General features: G+C 61.9%; 10 protein-coding genes. 5 read left to right on the top strand and 5 right to left on the bottom strand.

The genetic code is table 11. The annotated features are described in order from the left end of the window. Positions 1-9: 9 nt before the first annotated feature. The 3 genes from CEQ44_RS04795 to CEQ44_RS04805 all read right to left on the bottom strand — a co-directional run bounded on the left by CEQ44_RS04795 (position 10) and on the right by CEQ44_RS04805 (position 5,014). Positions 10-972, bottom strand: a complete 963-nt coding sequence (locus CEQ44_RS04795) for an alpha/beta hydrolase (RefSeq protein WP_088185059.1) — start codon at positions 970-972, stop codon at positions 10-12. A gap of 130 nt (positions 973-1,102) precedes the next feature. Beyond that, the gene (locus CEQ44_RS04800) at positions 1,103-3,754 is read right to left on the bottom strand and encodes a glycoside hydrolase family 3 C-terminal domain-containing protein (RefSeq protein WP_088185060.1); all 2,652 of its coding nucleotides are present in this window, start codon (positions 3,752-3,754) and stop codon (positions 1,103-1,105) included. A gap of 126 nt (positions 3,755-3,880) precedes the next feature. Continuing rightward, the gene (locus CEQ44_RS04805) at positions 3,881-5,014 is read right to left on the bottom strand and encodes a glycoside hydrolase family 43 protein (RefSeq protein ID WP_088185061.1); all 1,134 of its coding nucleotides are present in this window, start codon (positions 5,012-5,014) and stop codon (positions 3,881-3,883) included. 188 nt (positions 5,015-5,202) lie between these two features. Here CEQ44_RS04805 and CEQ44_RS04810 point away from each other — a divergent pair, with 188 nt between their 5' ends. After that, entirely contained in the window at positions 5,203-7,704 is a 2,502-nt protein-coding gene (locus CEQ44_RS04810) for a glycoside hydrolase family 9 protein (protein ID WP_088185062.1), read from the top strand. A 21-nt stretch (positions 7,705-7,725) separates the two neighbouring features. Here the strand turns inward: CEQ44_RS04810 and CEQ44_RS04815 are convergent, their stop codons facing one another. Both CEQ44_RS04815 and CEQ44_RS04820 read right to left on the bottom strand, forming a co-directional pair. After that, the gene (locus CEQ44_RS04815) at positions 7,726-9,270 is read right to left on the bottom strand and encodes a tryptophan halogenase family protein (protein WP_088185063.1); all 1,545 of its coding nucleotides are present in this window, start codon (positions 9,268-9,270) and stop codon (positions 7,726-7,728) included. 64 nt (positions 9,271-9,334) lie between these two features. Beyond that, on the bottom strand, positions 9,335-12,235 hold the full coding sequence (locus CEQ44_RS04820; RefSeq protein ID WP_254913970.1) for a TonB-dependent receptor: 2,901 nt from the start codon (positions 12,233-12,235) through the stop codon (positions 9,335-9,337). Positions 12,236-12,517: 282 nt separating this feature from the next. On the opposite strand from CEQ44_RS04820, the gene CEQ44_RS04825 reads away from it, so the two are divergent. The 4 genes from CEQ44_RS04825 to CEQ44_RS04840 all read left to right on the top strand — a co-directional run bounded on the left by CEQ44_RS04825 (position 12,518) and on the right by CEQ44_RS04840 (position 17,446). Continuing rightward, positions 12,518-13,201 (top strand): SapC family protein, encoded by a 684-nt coding sequence (locus CEQ44_RS04825; protein ID WP_088185064.1) that lies wholly within the window; start codon positions 12,518-12,520, stop codon positions 13,199-13,201. A 47-nt stretch (positions 13,202-13,248) separates the two neighbouring features. After that, on the top strand, positions 13,249-14,223 hold the full coding sequence (locus CEQ44_RS04830; protein ID WP_254913971.1) for a cupin-like domain-containing protein: 975 nt from the start codon (positions 13,249-13,251) through the stop codon (positions 14,221-14,223). A 43-nt stretch (positions 14,224-14,266) separates the two neighbouring features. Then, the gene (locus CEQ44_RS04835) at positions 14,267-15,340 is read left to right on the top strand and encodes an alpha/beta hydrolase family protein (protein WP_254913972.1); all 1,074 of its coding nucleotides are present in this window, start codon (positions 14,267-14,269) and stop codon (positions 15,338-15,340) included. A 135-nt stretch (positions 15,341-15,475) separates the two neighbouring features. Then, positions 15,476-17,446, top strand: coding sequence for a sialate O-acetylesterase (locus CEQ44_RS04840; protein ID WP_373438223.1), 1,971 nt, complete (start codon positions 15,476-15,478; stop codon positions 17,444-17,446). The last annotated feature ends 47 nt before the right edge of the window (positions 17,447-17,493 follow it).

The following is a 17,493-nucleotide window of genomic DNA, read 5'->3' on the forward strand; positions in this document are numbered from 1 at the left end:
CATCCTCCATTATTTGCCCTTTGGTTTGAGCATCCCGTGCATGTCGAGCCAGCGCACGAAGGCATCGAACCACCCCGTGCTGGTCGTCGTCTTGGGATACATGCCAAATCCGTGGCCACCCTGTTCATAGAGGTGAAATTCCACCGGGCGCTTGGCGGCGCGCCATTCGTCGATCAGCTTGAAATCGCGGTCGCCGAACAGCGGATCGTCCGCTGCGATCGCAGCGAACATGGGCGGCGCGTCCTGCGGGACCGTCATACTGCCAAGCGGGCCGTAGATATTGCCGATGAAGGCCGGCTTCGCTTCCTTTGTCGCGAGCGTCGTCGCCATCGTCAGCATCGCGCCTGCGGAAAAGCCGATCATGCCGATCCGGTCGGGATCGACATGCCATTGCGCCGCACGGCTGCGGATCAGGCGAAAGGCGGCGGTGGAGTCGGCAAGTTGCGGCGCAAGATCCGTCGCCGCGTTGTTCGCGGCCGGTAGCGGCGCGCGCGCGGCGCCGGTGAACATCTCCTGCATCGATTTTTCAAACGCGGGCATGTCCGCCGGAGTCTGTCGCAGGCGATATTTGATGACGAAGGCGGCGATGCCCTTGGCAGCTAGGCCGCGTGCGACATCATAGCCTTCATTGTCCATCGACAGGGTGCGGAACCCGCCGCCCGGCGCGACGATGATCGCCGCCCCCGATGCCTTGGCAGGGTCCGGCAGGAACGGTGTCAACGTGGCGACCGTGACGTTGCGCGCGAACAGGCTGCCATATTGGCGATGCCAGCTTTCCTGCGCTGTTGCCCCAGGCAGCGGGCCGGTGCCCAGTTCGATCGCATCCGGTTGGGCGGGAGACGCGACAGGTGTCATCTTGTCCCTGTCTTCCTGCGCCTGCACATAGGCCGGCATCAGGCAGGCGGCGACAGAGATCGCTAAAAGCTGCTTTAGACGAAACGGTCGGGCGGCGGTCTTCATTGTCTGTTTCATGGAAACTATCCTCTCCTGACTGTCGATAATGGGGTATCGAATGTTATTGCAGATCGAATAAGACTTTGGTTCTTGGCGGCAGCGCGACATTCAACATGTCGTTGTGATCTGACTATGGGGTGGCATCGCATCATTTTGGCAACGCGACCAAGCGAGACACAGTATAGGCGCTGGTCTGGACCGGGCTGCCGGTCCCAGGCTGTCCGCTGCCGACGCTCAACAGATAGTCGCCGGGGATGAGCGCGCGGTCGCCCGCCATGGTGACGAAGCTCAGGTCACGGGGCGACAAAGTGAATGCGATCTCCTGGCTTTCTCCCGGGTTTAGCGAAACCCGCTGGAACCCCCGCAGCGCGATCCGCGGCGCTCCGTCGAATTTTGGAGGCGTGAGATAAAGCTGGGCGACGTCGTCACCGGTGCGCTGCCCGCTGTTCGTAATCCGTGTACGGACTTTGATGCCATTTTCCACCGCCCCGTTGACAGGTTCGATCACAGGCGGGCTATAGGTGAAGCGCGTGTAGCTGAGGCCGTATCCAAACGGATAGACGGGCGTGCCCTTGAAATAGCGGTAAGTGCGGCCATCCATGCCATATTCGGTAAGGGGCGGCAGGTCGGTCACGCTTTTGTAGAAGGTGATCGGCAGGCGGCCGCCCGGATCGGCCTTGCCGGACAGGACGTTCCCCACGGCACGGCCACCCGACTGGCCGGGATACCACGCCTCCAATATCGCGGATGCATTCTCCTTTGCCCAGGACAGATCGATCGCGCTGCCGTTCATGGCGATCACGACGAGCGGCTTGCCCAAAGATTTGGCCTTTTCCAGAAAGGCGCGCTGGTCAGCGGGCAGGTCCAGCGTCGTCTTGTCGCCCCCCTCGAAACCCTCGACCTTCACCGGCATTTCCTCACCCTCCAGGTCGGACGTTAGGCCGACGACGGCGACGATGACGTCGGCGTCTTTCGCGCCTGCCGCCAGATCGCGGTCCAGATTGTCGGTCACGCGCTTCCAGAAGATGGCCGGCGCGGCGGGGATTCCGCTCTGCCCCTGGAGGCGGACGGCGTAGCGCTCGCCCTTGGTCATGGACACTTCGGTGAGCTTAAGCGGTTCTGCCCAGCGCGAATAGTCGCTGGCGGTGACGACCGGTTTGCCGTTCAGCGATATTGCGCCCTTCACGCCGGTCAGCGCCAACCGGTATAGACCGGTTTCGGGCGCAACCAGATAGCCGGTCCAGACCACTTTGTGGTCGTTCGCGACCTGCTTGAACTCAGAGGCGCGGGACGTGATGCTGTCTTCGGTTCGGGTGAGCACCGGCTCTCCCGCAAACTGGTCTTTTGCAGTGCTATTATAATATTCCGCCTTTATGCCCGGCTTGCCATCCGGGGTGCGCAGCGCGGCGCCGGGGACGAGGTCGCCGTCGGTGATCGACGGGGAAAATGGCACCACCGTGATGGTCGATCCCGGCATCGCCTGCTTGAGGCCATCGGCGACAGAAATGGGTGGCGCGCTTTTGGGCGAACTATAATTGCCGCGCAATACGCGGGTAGCGTCCGCCAACGGCCCGACGAGCGCGATCTTCGCGCCGGGCTTGAGTGGCAGAACGCCGTCATTCTTGAGCAGGACCAGGCTTTTTTCGGCGGTGTCGAGGGCAAGCGCCTGATGATCGGCCGTCCCGATCGCCGAGACCGGGGTTGCGTTGGGTTTGCGGTGCGAAAGGCCGGGCAGGTCGCCGTTGCGCAGACGCGCCGAAAAGAGGCGAACCAGCGCGGTATCGATATCCTCTATGCTGATATAACCTTTCGCCAGGGATTCCTTATACCGGTCACCAAGACCGGCTTGGCCACCCAGCGTCGCATTATTACATTCGTTATCGACGCCGCGGCGCAGCGCGACGGCCACGCCAGTGGCGGCGTCGGGCGCATATTTATGGTGATCATAAATATCGACCACGGCGTCGCAGTCGGACACGACATAGCCCTTAAAGCCCCAGGCGTCGCGCAGATAGTCGGTCAGCAGCATCGGGCTGCCACAGGCCGGTTCTCCATCGACGCGATTATAGGCGCACATGATGGAGCCTGCTTTGCCCTCTACTATGGCGGCGCGAAAGGCGGGGAGGTAGCTGTCCTCCAGGTCGCGTTTGGTCGCAAAGATATTGTCGGTATGGCGGCTGGGTTCCGGCCCGGAATGCACCGCATAATGTTTGGGGGTGGCGACGATATCGGGCAGGTCTGGATTGTCGCCCTGCATCCCCTGGATAAAGGCAACCCCGATATGGGCGGTCAGAAACGGATCTTCGCCGTAGGTTTCCTGGCCCCGGCCCCAGCGCGGATCGCGAAAGATATTGATATTGGGCGACCAGGTGTCGAGCCCGGTGCCGATACGGCCCAGATGCCCCGTTTGCCGCCCCAATGTATGCAGCGCCCGCACTTCGGTGCTGATGGCCGCGGCAACCGTCTTTATCAGCGGCGCATCGAAGGTTGCGGCAAGGCCGATTGGTTCCGGGAAATTGGTCGTCGGCACTGCGCCGATCGCGCCGTGCAGCGATTCCGTCCACCAATTATAGGCGGGAATGGCGAGACGCGGGATGGCAGGCGCGGTGTTCAGCAACTGCGCAACTTTTTCATCGAGTGTCAGCTTGTCCACGATGGCGCGCGCCTTGGCATCGGCCTCGACCCAGACGTCATTTCCGGGGATGGCGGTCGGCGTGGCGCTTGCCTGCGCATGGGCGAAAGCGGAGGTCGACAGGCACAGCATCATGCCGGTTACGCGCAGGAAAAATGCGGTAGTCATATAATCTCCCCTTAGATGGAGCGCCGTTGGCCGGCGTCACCTTATCACGGGGAGGGATCGCCTCGCCCGGATCGACGTAAGACATGGGGCGCGGGGAAAGGGCACTTCCCCCGCGCCCGGCGCGCCTCACCGGGCTGCGCTGTCCTTGCCACTCTTCGCGACGAAGGGATGGATCGTCTGGATGGTGCCGTCTGGGTTGTAACGCAGTTCCGTCACCTTGACATTGCGTAGGCGGGTCTGCCCCGACAATTGCGTATCGGCGTAAAACAGCCACCACTTCCCGTTCCATTCGACGATCGAATGGTGGGTCGTCCATCCATCCACCGGCTCCATGATCCGCCCCTTGTAGGTAAACGGGCCGTACGGGGAGTCGCCTATCCCATAGGCAAGATAATGGGTGTCGCCGGTGGAATAGCTGAAATAATATTTGCCCTTATATTTGTGCATCCAGGACGCTTCGAAGAAGCGGCGGTCATGGTCGCCGCCCAGCAACGGCTTGCCCTTCTCGTCCACGATCTGAACCGCCTTGGGCGTCTCGGTGAATTCCAGCATGTCGCCCGTCAGCTTGGCGACACGCGGTGCAAGGGCGGGCTTGTCGTCCTGACCCAAATCGGTTTTCGACCCGTTGGCGTCATATGTGCCATCGACATTACGTTGCAGTTGCCCGCCCCAGATGCCGCCGAAATACATATAGCTGGACCCGTCATCATCGGTGAAGACGGCGGGATCGATCGAATAGCTGCCCTTGATCGGCTGCGGCTGCGCCTTGAATGGACCCATCGGATTCTTTGATGTGGCTACCCCGATGCGGAAGGCGCCTTCCTTGTCCTTGGCCGGGAAATAGAGATAATAGGTGCCATTCTTGTAGGCGGCGTCGGGCGCCCACATCTGCTTGTCGGCCCATGGCACATCTTTGACGTCGAGGGCGACCGGCCCGACCGTCACCGGCCCGCCGATCTTGTCCATCGACAGGATGCGATAGTCGCGCATCTCGAAATGCGCGCCCAGATCGTCTTCAGGTGTCGGACCATCGATGTCGTGACTGGGATAGACGTAGATCTTGCCGTTCCATACATGCGCCGACGGGTCGGCGGTGTAGATGTCCTTGACCAGCGGCTGCGACAGATAATCGGACGCGGCGCGGCGGCTTTCCTTGGCGGGCTGAGTCGTGTTTGCAGCCTGCTCCTGATTCTGGCAGGCCGTGGCGAGCAGAGCCATGGTCAAGGGCAGGGCCGTTAGTCGTCGCAATGACATGGTCATGTCTATCCTCTCTGGTCTTGCGGCAATTCTTTTATGGCGGTGATAGATAGCGCTATCATAGATGCGACGCAATCTGTGTCTAGCACCTTGTATCGCGATTTGTTTGCATGTTAGGCTCCGAGAAAATACGCTGCTTTCCAAATTTGGTAGCGCAAACAAGGGGGGGGATTGTCATGCGTCGAAGGATCATGTCCGCCATCGGCATCGCCATGCTGCTAGGCGGGGCCAGCACCGCCGTGATGGCGCAGGATGCAGCGGGATTGCAACTCAATGAGAAGGGCTATTTCGAAGCGCCGGCGGTCAACATTCTGGCCTTTTCCAATTGGTATGACGGCCTGTTCGCCGACGCCAAGATCGGCGGGATAGAGATCATCCAGCGAGGCGTGCGCAGCGCAACCAACGGCGATGTGCGCCTGGCCGCGACTCCGGGGCAATGGGACCCTGCGGCCACGCTTGTCAGCCGCAAGGTCGATGCCGCCGCTGGTATCGTTGAAACGACGCTACGCTACGCGCAATATGACTGGCAATATGTCGTGCGGGCGGAGCGGGAAGGCAATGGCGCACGGCTGAGCGTGATCCTCGACAAGCCCGTGCCCAGGGCGCTGGAAGGGAAGGCTGGGTTCAACCTGGAGTTCTTGCCGTCGGCCTATTTCCATCACGCCTATATGGCGGACGACCTTGCCGGCTTTTTCCCGCTCTACCCGGCCGACGCGATGGCGTTGACGGCGCAACGCAACGCAGCCAGCGGACGCAGCGAAGGGCCAGGCGCGGAACCGCTGCCGATCGCAAGCGGTCGGCGGTTCGTACTGGCGCCCGAAGATCCCGCCCGTCGAATCACGATCGCGGGGGACTCGCCCATTTCGCTCTATGATGGCCGCAACCAGGCCCAGAATGGCTGGTTCGTGCTGCGGTCGATGCTGCCCGCCGGCAAGACAGGCACGGTGCTGCAATGGACGGTAACGCCGCAGGGCGACGCGACATGGCTGCGCACGCCAGTGATCGCGCATTCGCAACTGGGCTATGCGCCCGGCGGGCCGAAGGTCGCCACGGTCGAACTGGACCGCAACGACAAACGCAGGCCGCCACTGCGGCTGATGCGCATCAGTGCGGATGGGACGGAAAGCCCCGTGCCGACGCCAGCGGCGCGCGAATGGGGCGATTATCTGCGCTATCACTATCTCCAGATGGATTTCAGCGCCGTGCGCGCGCCGGGCCTGTATCGGCTGGATTATGGCGACGTAAAGACAGCGCCGTTCCGCATTGCGGCGGACGTTTATGCCGATGCCTGGCACCCCACCAATGATGTCTATTTCCCTGTCGCAATGGACCATGTTTCGGTCAACGAAGCCTATCGTAGCTGGCATGGTGATTCCCATCGCGACGACGCGCGACAGGCGCCGGTGAACCACGAACATATCGACCTCTATCGGCAAGGACCGACAACCGACACGCGCTTTCGGCCGGGCGAGCATATTCCCGGCCTGAATGTCGGGGGCTGGTATGATGCGGGCGATTTCGACATCCGCACACAGTCGCAATATCAGGTGATCCGGTCGCTGGCTGACGCGCAGGAACGCTATAGCCTGACCCGCGACACGGTGAGCGTTAATCAGGCGCGGCGGCATGTTGAAATGCATGTGCCCGATGGCAAGCCGGACATGGTGCAGCAGGTGGCGCACGGCACGTTGCAATTGCTGGCGCAATTCGACGCGGTGGGCCACGCCATCCACGGCATCGTCGAACCGGACGTGGCGCAATATACCCATCTGGGCGACGCGGTGAACAAGACCGACGGGCTGCCCTACGACCCTTCGCTCAAGCCCGGCGAGGTCAAGGATGGTCGCAGCGGTACACCCGATGACCGCTGGGCCTTCACCAGCAAGGCGTCAGCGCTCAACTACGGCTCAATCGCGGGGCTGGCGGCAGCGGCGCGGGTGCTCAAGGGGCAGGACGATGCCCTGGCCCGGCGCGCGCTGGAAACGGCGGAGCGCGTGTGGCAGGAGGAGCAGGGCCATGCGCCCGACATGTTCAGCCATGGTAACACGACCGGCGGACCGTTGGACGCGGAGATGTTCGGCGCGGCGGTGGAATTGCTCCGCACGACGCGCAAACCCCTTTATGCCAAGGTGGTGATGGCGCTGTGGCCCAAGGTCGAGAAAGGGTTTGGCTTCAACGCGCAAACGGCTGTGGCCGCGGTCCCGTTCATGCCCGCCGCCTATCGCAAGGCCATGATCCCGGCGGTGCGGAAGTGGCACGCCGAAAGCGAGGCGGGGGCGAAGGCCAACCCGTTCGGCGTGCCGATCACCACCGGCGGCTGGGCGGGGTCCGGCACGGTACTCGGCCATGCCTTGACGGGCGAAGCGCTCCATCGCGCCTTCCCGGAAATCGTTGGGCCGGAAGCGACGTTGCGGGGCGTGGCGTTCCTGACCGGGCATCATCCCGGCTCCGATATCAGCTTCATATCAGGCGTCGGTACGGTGTCGAAGGAAGTCGCCTATGGCAATAACCGCGCCGACTTTTCCTTCATTGCGGGCGGGGTGGTGCCCGGCGTGCTGGTCGTTAAGCCTGACTTCCCGGAAAACCACGAGGACTGGCCGTTTTTCTGGGGCGAGAATGAATATGTCATTCCCGAAGGCGCAGCCTGGATCGAACTGGCCAATGCGGCGAACCGTCTGAGCGGCGGGCGTTAATGTATGGAGGGTTGCGGCCGGTCAGACCGGCTGCAACCCGTGCGCCACGATCTTCTCGATGAGGTCACGATGGCGCGGCAGGCCGGCGCGCAGCTTGGCCGTCATGGCCGCATTCTCCCGCCGTGCGCGGCTGGCCAGATGGGTGTCGCGCGACAGGTCGGGCGCATCCACCTGCGTCTTGAAGCCCATGCCATACAGGACATATTGGTAGCTCGCCGCCGGGAAAACCTCCTCGACGCGATCGAACTCGTCCAGGAAGCCGGGCGACTGATAGCGCCAGAGCAGCAGCAAGTCCTTGAGCCGATCGGGTATGCCGTCTTCGCGCACATTGTCGCGCCAGAAATCGCTGTCGGTGCGCTGCGTCAGCACATAATGGAGCTTGAGGAAATCGATGATCCGGCCCCAGCGATAGTGGGTCGTGGCGTTGAAGCGCGCGGCCACGATGTCCATCACCTCGCGGCAGGGGGGCATTTGTTCGGCGATGATCTTAGCCGACAGCTCAACCAGAACGATGGCCGACGCTTCGAGCGGTTCGAGGAAGCCGGCGGCTAGGCCCACCGCAACGCAATTGCCCTTCCAGAATGTTTCGCGGTGGCCGGACCGGATCTTGATCTTGCGGGCGTTCAGGCCATCGGCCGCCGGGCCGATATAGGCACGCAATTCGCGTTCTGCCGCCTCGTCCGAAATATGGTTGCTGGAATAGACATGGCCGATACCCCGGCGCGTCTGGATACCGATGTCCCAGATCCAGCCCGCGCTCTGCGCCGTGGAAATGGTGTGCGATGCGATTGGGCTGTCGGGCCGTTCGTAGGGCACCTGCATCGCCAGCGCCGTGTCGCAGAACAGCACGTCGTTGCAATCCTTGAACGGCACCTGCATCGCGCCTTCGATCAGCAACGCCTTGAAGCCGGTGCAATCGACGAACAGATCGCCTTCGATCTCGCCCGCCTGGGTCGTACGGATGGCGCGGATGTCGCCATTGTCGCGCATCAGCACCGCTTCGACATCGGCCAGGACATGACGCACACCCAGCTTTTCGCAGCAATGGCGTTGCAGGAAGGGCGCGAATTTGCCCGCGTCCAGATGATAGGCATAGTTGGCGAGCGCATCATATTCGGCGGTCGCGATCGTTTTGGGCGCTAGGCCATCATCGCAGATCAGACCCTGCGAACAGACGCTGTCGCAGAAACTCTCGCCGCCTTCGTCGGCCAGCCAGTGGGGTGCCAGGTTCACCTGCCCGAAATTCTGGGGCAGCATCAGCGGATGATAATAGCCGTCGTCGGGCGCGCCGGTGGTCCAGCGGGCGAAGCGGGCGCCCTGCTTGAACGAGGCGTCACATTCGCGGAAGAAATCGGTTTCGGACACGCCCATGCGTGACAGGGTCGTGCGCAGCGTAGGCCAGGTGCCTTCGCCGACGCCAATGATCGGGACGTTGGCGGACTCGACCAGCGTGACGGTGAAATCGCGGCCGATGCGGCTTTTATGCCGTGCGGCGATGACGCCTGCGGTCAGCCAGCCTGCGGTGCCACCGCCGACGATCACGATGTTGCGGACAGGACTAGCCATGCAGAAACTACCCATAAAAATGGAGGGGATGTCAACTGGACATCCCCTCCCAGGCGAGACAAGGTTAGAAGCGGTAGCGTGCCCCCGCCGTAAAGCGGCGACCATAGGCGTAAACGTCCAGCAACTGGTTGCTGAAGCGGCCATGGGTGCTCACCGTCTCGTTGGTGATGTTCAGCGCTTCACCAAAAACGCTGATCCGTTCGGTGATCTGATAGCTGGTGCTTAGATCGATCTGCAGGCTGGAATTGACGAAGGTCGGTTCCGCGCCAAAGGCGGAGTTATTCTGCGCCTGACCAAATTCACGCAGATATTTGTCGCGCCAGTTGACTGCGGTACGGAACTGGAAGCCGTTCTTGTCATAGAAGGCGACCAGGTTCGCCGAATTGGCAAGGCCCGTAACCGCAAAGCCGCTCTGCGACAGATTGCCTTCGTCATAAGGCTTGTTGGTCTTGACGAAGGTGGCGTTGGCGTTGAAGCCGAAGCCGCTGTCGCCAAAGACATGCTGCCAGGCCAGTTCGACGCCCTTGATCACCGCAGACGGTCCGTTGACCCGCTGCGATACGGTGAAGACCGCAGGCGCGCCAGTCGTAGGATCAACCACGCCATTGATAGTCTGCCGTTGGGTGCCGGCCACAACGAAGTTCGATACATCCTTGATGAAGAAATTGACGGATGCGTAGGAGTTGCGCTGATAATACCATTCCGCCGCCAGATCGAAATTGTCGGCGAGATAGGGTTGCAGGTTGGGATTGCCGCCGGTCGCGGTCAATGCACCGACGCGCTGGCCGACACCTACGTTCAGAACCGGTGTCAGGGTGTTCAATGCTGGGCGCGTCAGCGTGCGCGAAGCATCGAAGCGCAGGTGCAGTTTATCCGTCAGCTCCAGCTTCATGTCCAGGCTTGGCAGGAAGTAGGAATAGCTGCTCTTGGTCGAGATCGGCTGCGCGTCGCCGAAGCCCACCGTCAGCAACGTCGGATCCGCCGTGCTGCCGGTGATGGAGATCGGCAAGCGTCCGATGCCTCCCGACTCCAGCTTCGTGATTTCTTCCCGTGCGCCGGCATTGAAGTGGAACGGCATGCCGGCCACATCGGCTTCGAAATTCACGCTGACATAGGCAGACCAGGTTTTTTCGCGCACGTCCTGAACACTGCCAGGGTCAAGTAGCAAGTCGAACTTGCCGGTATAGGCTGTTCCGCAGCAGCCATAATTGTAACCAGGGATATTCTGCGCCTGCGGATTGCCAAGACCTTCCAGATAACGTTGATATTCCCTTGCGTCATATTTCAGCAGGCCAGGAGGCAATACGCCGGAGAAGCCGGGAATGAAATTGTTGGTGCCGATCACGCCTTTGATAAGGCTGGACGGGATCAACACGCCGCTGCCCTGGCCAGACGGCCCGCCGTAACCCGCATAAGCCTGCCAGAAATTGTTGGTGAAGGTGCTGCTGTTCTGGAGCTTGAACCGATCCTCCATATAGCGGCCACCCAGTTTGATGGTCAGGTTATCCTGCTCCCATACCGCGCCCAGCCGGAACTGCTTGATCTCGTCGCTGTTAAGCTGCTGTTGACGTACGGTGACGTGCGATCCCAGGATCGCCTGGTCGAGCCAGCGGGACGCGTCGCCATTGGGGCCATAAGCCGTCAATTCCGGCAAGGCCTTGCTGCTGCTGCCATTAACGCGGATGCCGTTGGCGGTACCGAGCAGGCCGCCATAGCCGATGTCACCGTTTTCGCTGCTGATCTCGCCACCCGGATTCTGGCGGCTCTTGGAATAGCTGGCGTCGGCTTCGATCTTCAGGTTGGGGGTGGCGTCCCATTTCAGGTTCAGGCCGACCTGGTTGGTTTCCAAAACGCGGGTGTCAGTGCCCGCGGTGAAGTCGGTCGGCGATCCCTGCTGCACGAAGTCGATCGTCGTGCCATTTTCGTCCTGTTCGACATTGCGCATCGACCCTTGGTTGAACCAGACGCCGAAGCCGGAAATGTCGGTGACGATCTTTTGCCGCGAATAATTGTCGTCCAGTGTCAGGACGACGTCGTCGGACGGTGCCCATTGCAGGGCGATGCGGCCGTCGATCCGCTCGTCCTTGGTATAGCGCTGGTCAGCGCCATATTGCTGGCCATACCAGCCGACGACGCTTTTGCGGTCGCTTGCCGGCGCGGTCGTTGCGTCGGAGGGATTGCAGCTTGCAGCACTGCTGCCCGCCAGCTGGCACGGTGCGAACAGGCCACCCTGCCAGCCCGAAACATAGACGCGGTTCACCTGCGTATCGCGACGGGTATAGATGCCGTCGATCAGGATGCCGATTGTGTCATCGGCAAAAGTCTTGCTGAACAGGCCGCCAATCGTCGGCACCACTTTGCCGGCGTCATCCTGGATCGATCCTGCGGCGCTGAACGCGACGCGGGTGCCCGGACTGTCGAAGGGCTTGGGATAGGAGATGTTGACGGTCGCGCCGATCGAACTGCTGGATAGTGACACGTCCGGCGTTTTGAGCACAGCGAGCTGGCCGACGAAATCGGCGCCGACCGTGGTGAAATCGACCGAACGACCGCCTGTCGCTGTGGAAATACGACGACCGTCAATAAGGGTTTCGTTAAAGTCGCCGCCAAAGCCGCGCACGGTGATGCCATCGGGTTCGCCGCGCGGTCCCGCCCGGTTGATCGACACGCCCGGCAGACGCTGCAACGACGCCGCGACGTTCGAATCCGGGAATTTGCCGATATCTTCCGCCGAAATAACGTCCACCACGCCAGCCGATGTACGCTTGATGTCCAAGTTGCGCTGCAAGGAGCCGCGGATGCCGGTTACGACGATATCGGATTCGGTCGTTGGCGGCGCGATCGTGGCTTGGCCGGTTTCCTGGCCTATGGCCGGAACGGCAACCGCTACGGCCAGCAAGCTGGCGGTGGACGCAAGCGTGACACGGCGACGCGCTGCGCGCATGTTATGAAAATTGTACTTCATGATCCTCCCCAAGTTCAGACATTGTCTCGCCTGAACACCGAAGCATGATTGCCACGGCGATCATTATCATCGATCCGGGTGGACGCTGACCCCTGCCTGTCGGGCAGGTGGACATTCCAACCGGTCTTCTTTTTTTCTGTAGGAAATGTTAGCGCTATCTAAACCTACGATCAAGAGAAATTGTAGGCGTGATTGTCACGGGCTGCCGAAACGCGCAGCTATGGCACAAATGGCCGATTTTTCGTGATGATTGCGGACAGGGCATAAGGAGGAGGAGAGGTTATGGCATCGCTCGAACTGGTGAATAGTGACACACATGCCACAGTGCGGTTGCGCCCGGCTAACCAGGGACGCGTTCCGTTCGTACGTGTCGTGCTCAGCGAGTTTCCGGCGGCGGCCGTCGCCTGTCCTTTATTATTGTCCAAACGATTGGATACCGGCGCCTTTTATGTTGGCGCGCTGATAGGATTCAAGCCGGGGGAATGTCTGATCGACTCGCCCGATGGCCGTCCGGCCTTCAGTTCGCTGGAAGGCGCGCGAGAGGGGTTTTTCGCGATCGACGACAGTATAGCGTTGGATCGGGCGCATGATCGGTTTGCGTCGGTTGACGGCGAATCGCTGTTCGATGGTGAAGGGCTTCCGACGGCGCCGCTTAAGGCTGCGCATGCGGCTCTGGGCCGATTGATGGCGAGCGAAGCCGCCACGGACGCCTTTATCGCAAAGCTGCTATCCTATCGGCTGATCGAACCGATCGACGTCTCGCTGACGTTCGATGACGGGAAAAAAATACAGCTGGAAGGGCTTTATACCGTCAGCCTCGACGCCCTTGGTGAACTGGACGATGCCGCGGTGCTGGATCTGTTACGCGCCGGATATATGCAGTGCGCCTATGCGATGGTCACGTCGCTCCAGCATATTACGCTCATGGCCCGGCGACGCAACGAACGACTGGCATCGATGCTGTGACTGTAGCGGATGGCCTTTGTGGGGTTCAGGAACGCCAGGCATCGGATGTGGATGATCCCGATGCCCTGCGGGCGCTGGCATTGGATTGTCGGCCAACCGTTATCCGGGGCCATTGCAGCCACTGGCCGGTAACAAGGGCATCGGCGCGAGGGGCGGACGCGGCAATGGCGTATCTGGTGCACTATGCAGCGGGGCAGACGGCGGAATATTTTTCGGCGCCAGCATCGCTTGCGGGGCGCTATCATTATGGCGAAGCGCTGAGCGGATTTAATTTTTCCCGCGAAACGATCGATATCCGCGACGCGCTGCTGCGGATCAGCGCCAATGCTCTGAGCGGGCTTGAAACAGGCTATATGGGATCGCTACCGGCGGAGCTTTGCTTCCCTGGCTTTGCGGCCGATAACCCCAGCCATGTCCTTGACGGCCATATTCGCCCGCGCGTCTGGATTGGCAACCTATCGACGGTCGCCTGCCACTATGACAGCTATGACAATCTGGCCTGCGTCGTAGCGGGCCGCCGCCGCTTCACGCTCTATCCGCCCGCAGCGATCGGCGACCTTTATATCGGGCCGATCGATCATACACTGTCGGGGCAGCCGGTTTCCATGGTGGCAGGCTTGACTGATAGGGCGGATGTCTATCCGCGGTTCGCAGCAGCGCAGGCGAAAGCCATCGTCGTTGAGCTAAGGGCGGGCGATGCGCTCTACCTCCCGAAATTATGGTGGCATCAGGTCGAAGCGCTCGATCCGGTCAATATTCTTGTCAACTATTGGTGGGACGGCTTCGCGGCGGGGCCGGATTCGCCCTATGCGACCTTGCTGCTTGCGATGATCGCAATTGCCGAGCGGCCTGCGCCTGAACGCGCGGCGTGGCGCGCCTATTTCGATCATTATGTCTTCCGACCCGACGGGCATCCGCTGGCACACCTCCCTGAAGAAAAGCACGGCGTCCTGGGGCCATTGGCGCAGGGCAATTACGGCCGCATCCGGGCCTCGGTGATGCGGATGTTGCGGGGCGCTTGAGCGGCCTTGAAGGCATAATCGATAGCGGAGAGGAGAGAATGGCATGAAGCGGACAATGCGAATCACGACGTTTCTGGCGGTGGTCATGGGGGCGGGTGCGGCGCCTTCATTTGCGCAGATGGTGACGGATGGACCGTCCGCGCTAGTCGGCGCAAAAGCGGTGACGATCGAGCGGATCAAGGTTCATGCGCCCACGATTGCGGGCAATCTGGAGGGCGATAAGGCCGATCGCGATGTGCTTGTGGTTCTGCCGCCCGGCTATGGCCAAGACCGGGCTCGGCGCTATCCGGTCGTCTATGCCTTGCACGGCTATTCGATCGGGGCGGAGCAATGGAGCCGGGAAATCCATCTTTCGACGACGGCGCAGAACGCTTTTGCCAAGGGCGCGAAGGACATGATCCTGGTGCTGCCCGATTCCAAGACGGTGCATAACGGGTCGATGTATTCTCGTTCGGTGACGACCGGCGATTTTGAAACCTTCATCGCCCGCGACCTGATCGCCTATATCGACAACCATTACCGCACCATCGCCAGGCGGGAGAGCCGGGGGCTGGCGGGGCATAGCATGGGCGGATATGGCGCCAGCCGGATCGGCATGAAACATGCCGATATGTTCGGCGTGCTCTATATGATGAGCCCCTGCTGCCTGTCGGCGCGCGCGGTCGGGCCAACGGATGCGGCATCGATAAAGGCGTGGGACGCGGTCAAGACGCCAGCCGATTCGGCCAATCTGCCCTTCATGTTGCGAGGACAGCTTGCGGCGGCGGCGGCGTGGTCGCCAAATCCCAAGAATCCGCCGCTCTATCTCGATCTGCCGGTCAAGGATGGCGTGGTGAGAAGCGACGTACTGGCCAGATGGGCCGCCAACGCGCCACTGGCTTTCGTGGATCAATATATGGGAGACCTGCGCCGCTATAAAGCGATCGCGATCGACGTGGGCGATAGGGACCGGTTGAAAGGCGATGCGCAAGCCTTGCACGAGGTTCTGGATCGCAACGGTATCGAACATAATTTCGAGATTTATGACGGCGATCATACCAATCGAGTCGCCTGGCGGTTTCAGGATCAGGTCCTGCCGTTTTTCGATCGGCACCTTGATTTTGCGACAGCGAGATAGACAGTTGTACGGCAAAATCGCGACCTGATAACAGAAGGTAGCGATATCATAATCGTTGTGGTGCCGCTAAAATAGGTTATGCCTGTGGCAACGGCCCGGCACAGGGCCGACCCAATATGGGAGGGATGGACGAGCATGGTTTCGCGCAATCATTTAAGACGCATGGCGTGCCTGCTTTTCGGCAGCGTGGCGCTCTTCCCAATGTCCGCATGGGCGGCGCCCCAATTCGATCCGATGTTCAGCGACCATGCGGTGATCCAGCGCGATCATCCCGTCACGGTGACCGGTCGTAGCGCGCCGAAGGAGATGATTGCGGTAACATTCGGTGCTGAAACTCGCCAGGTGCGGGCCGGCAAGGACGGTCGGTTTGAAGCGCGTTTTGCACCAACCGGCACGACGGGACCGGTGAAACTCGAGGCGCGTGCCGCATCGGGGAGCGTCGCTCCACAGGACGTCGCAGTGGGAGACGTGTTCCTGTGTTCCGGCCAGTCGAACATAGAACTGGAAGTCCGCAATGCGCAGGACGCGGTGAACCAGATTCGTCAGTCCGCCGACGATCAACTGCGCCTGATGCTGGTGCCGCGTGTCGTGGCGGACGACCCGTTGCGCGATTTTCCGCAGCCGGTGTCCTGGCGACCGGCCGGGCCGGACACCGTCGCCGATTTTTCCGCCGCCTGCTTCTACATGGCGCGCGAACTCCGCAAAACGGCCAAGGTGCCGATCGGTGCGATCGCCAGCAGTTGGGGCGGATCGCGGATCAGTCCATGGATGGGGGCGCGGGCGCAGGCGGCTGTCGGGCAGGGCGCGCTGTCGGCGCTGGTGTCGCTACATGGGCGCGATCCCTTCGCGGCGGAGCGGGCGGCCAGCGCGCAGTGGGAACAATGGTGGCGCAAGGCGACGGGCGACGTGGCCGGCCAGGAGCCATGGCAGCCAGACAGCAGCATTGCCTGGACCGAAGCGCCGCGTATCGGCCCCTGGGAGCAATGGGGCGTCCCCGCGCTCGCCGATTTTAACGGCATGGTCTGGTATCGGCGAGAGATTGATGTGACGGCGGCGCAGGCCAAGGCGAGCGGCACGCTGTCACTGGGGCTGCTGGACGATGTCGGCCGGGTATGGATCAATGGCAAGCCCGTGGGCATGAGCGCGCGCAGCTGGCAGCCGAGCCGTTTCGACGTGCCGCCCGGCGCGTTGCAGCCTGGACGCAATGTGATCATTGTCAATGTGCTGGACAATTACGCCAATGGCGGCCTGTCCGGTCCGGCGGACGTTATGAAACTGTCGTTGGGGTCGGCGGGGGACATATCGCTGGGCGACGGGTGGCGCTATGCGGTAGCGACCCAGTCGCCGCCGGGCGCGCCGCGCGTGCCATGGGGCGACACGACCGGCACCGGGACGCTTTATAACGGGATGATCGCACCATTGGGAGCGATCGGGCTGAAAGGCGTGGCCTGGTATCAGGGCGAGTCCGACGTCGACCTACCCGGCTATGCCGACAGGATGAAGGCGATGATGGCCGATTGGCGGCGGCAGTTCGGGTCGCCTGACCTGGCCTTCGTGGCGGTGCAGCTGGCGGGCTATGGCGATCCTGTGACCAAGCCGACCGACAGCGGCTGGGCGGCGATGCGGCAGGTGCAATATCAGGCCATGGCGCAGGACAGTCATGGCGGCCTGGCGACCGCGATCGACTTGGGCGATCCGTTCGATATCCATCCGGGCGAAAAGCAGGAAGTCGGTCGTCGGCTGGCGCGGGCGATGCGCGCGGTCGCCTATGGCGAGGCGGTGTCGCGCACCGGGCCGCAGGCGGCGCGGGCGACGGCGACGGCGACGGCCAATGGCGGCGCAACGGTGGATTTCACCGGGTTGACCGGCGGGCTGCATACGCGCAGCGCGGCGCAGGCAATCGGCTTTGAACTGTGCGGGGCGGCGGCAGGCAGTTGTCGATTCGTGGGCGGCACGATCGAGAACGGGCGGGTCATCCTGGCCGGCGATGGGCAGCCGGCGACGCGGGTGCGCTACGCCTGGGCCGGATCGCCGGTGATGAACCTGTATGACGAAGCGCCTTTACCGGTTGGTTCGTTCGAATTGCCGATCGCGCCGATGCGCTGAAACATGGGCCGTAGTGGCCGGGTCGCGGCACGCCGCGATTAACGCGG

It is taken from the genome of Sphingobium sp. Z007 (assembly GCF_900013425.1).
Classification (GTDB): Bacteria; Pseudomonadota; Alphaproteobacteria; order Sphingomonadales; family Sphingomonadaceae; genus Sphingobium.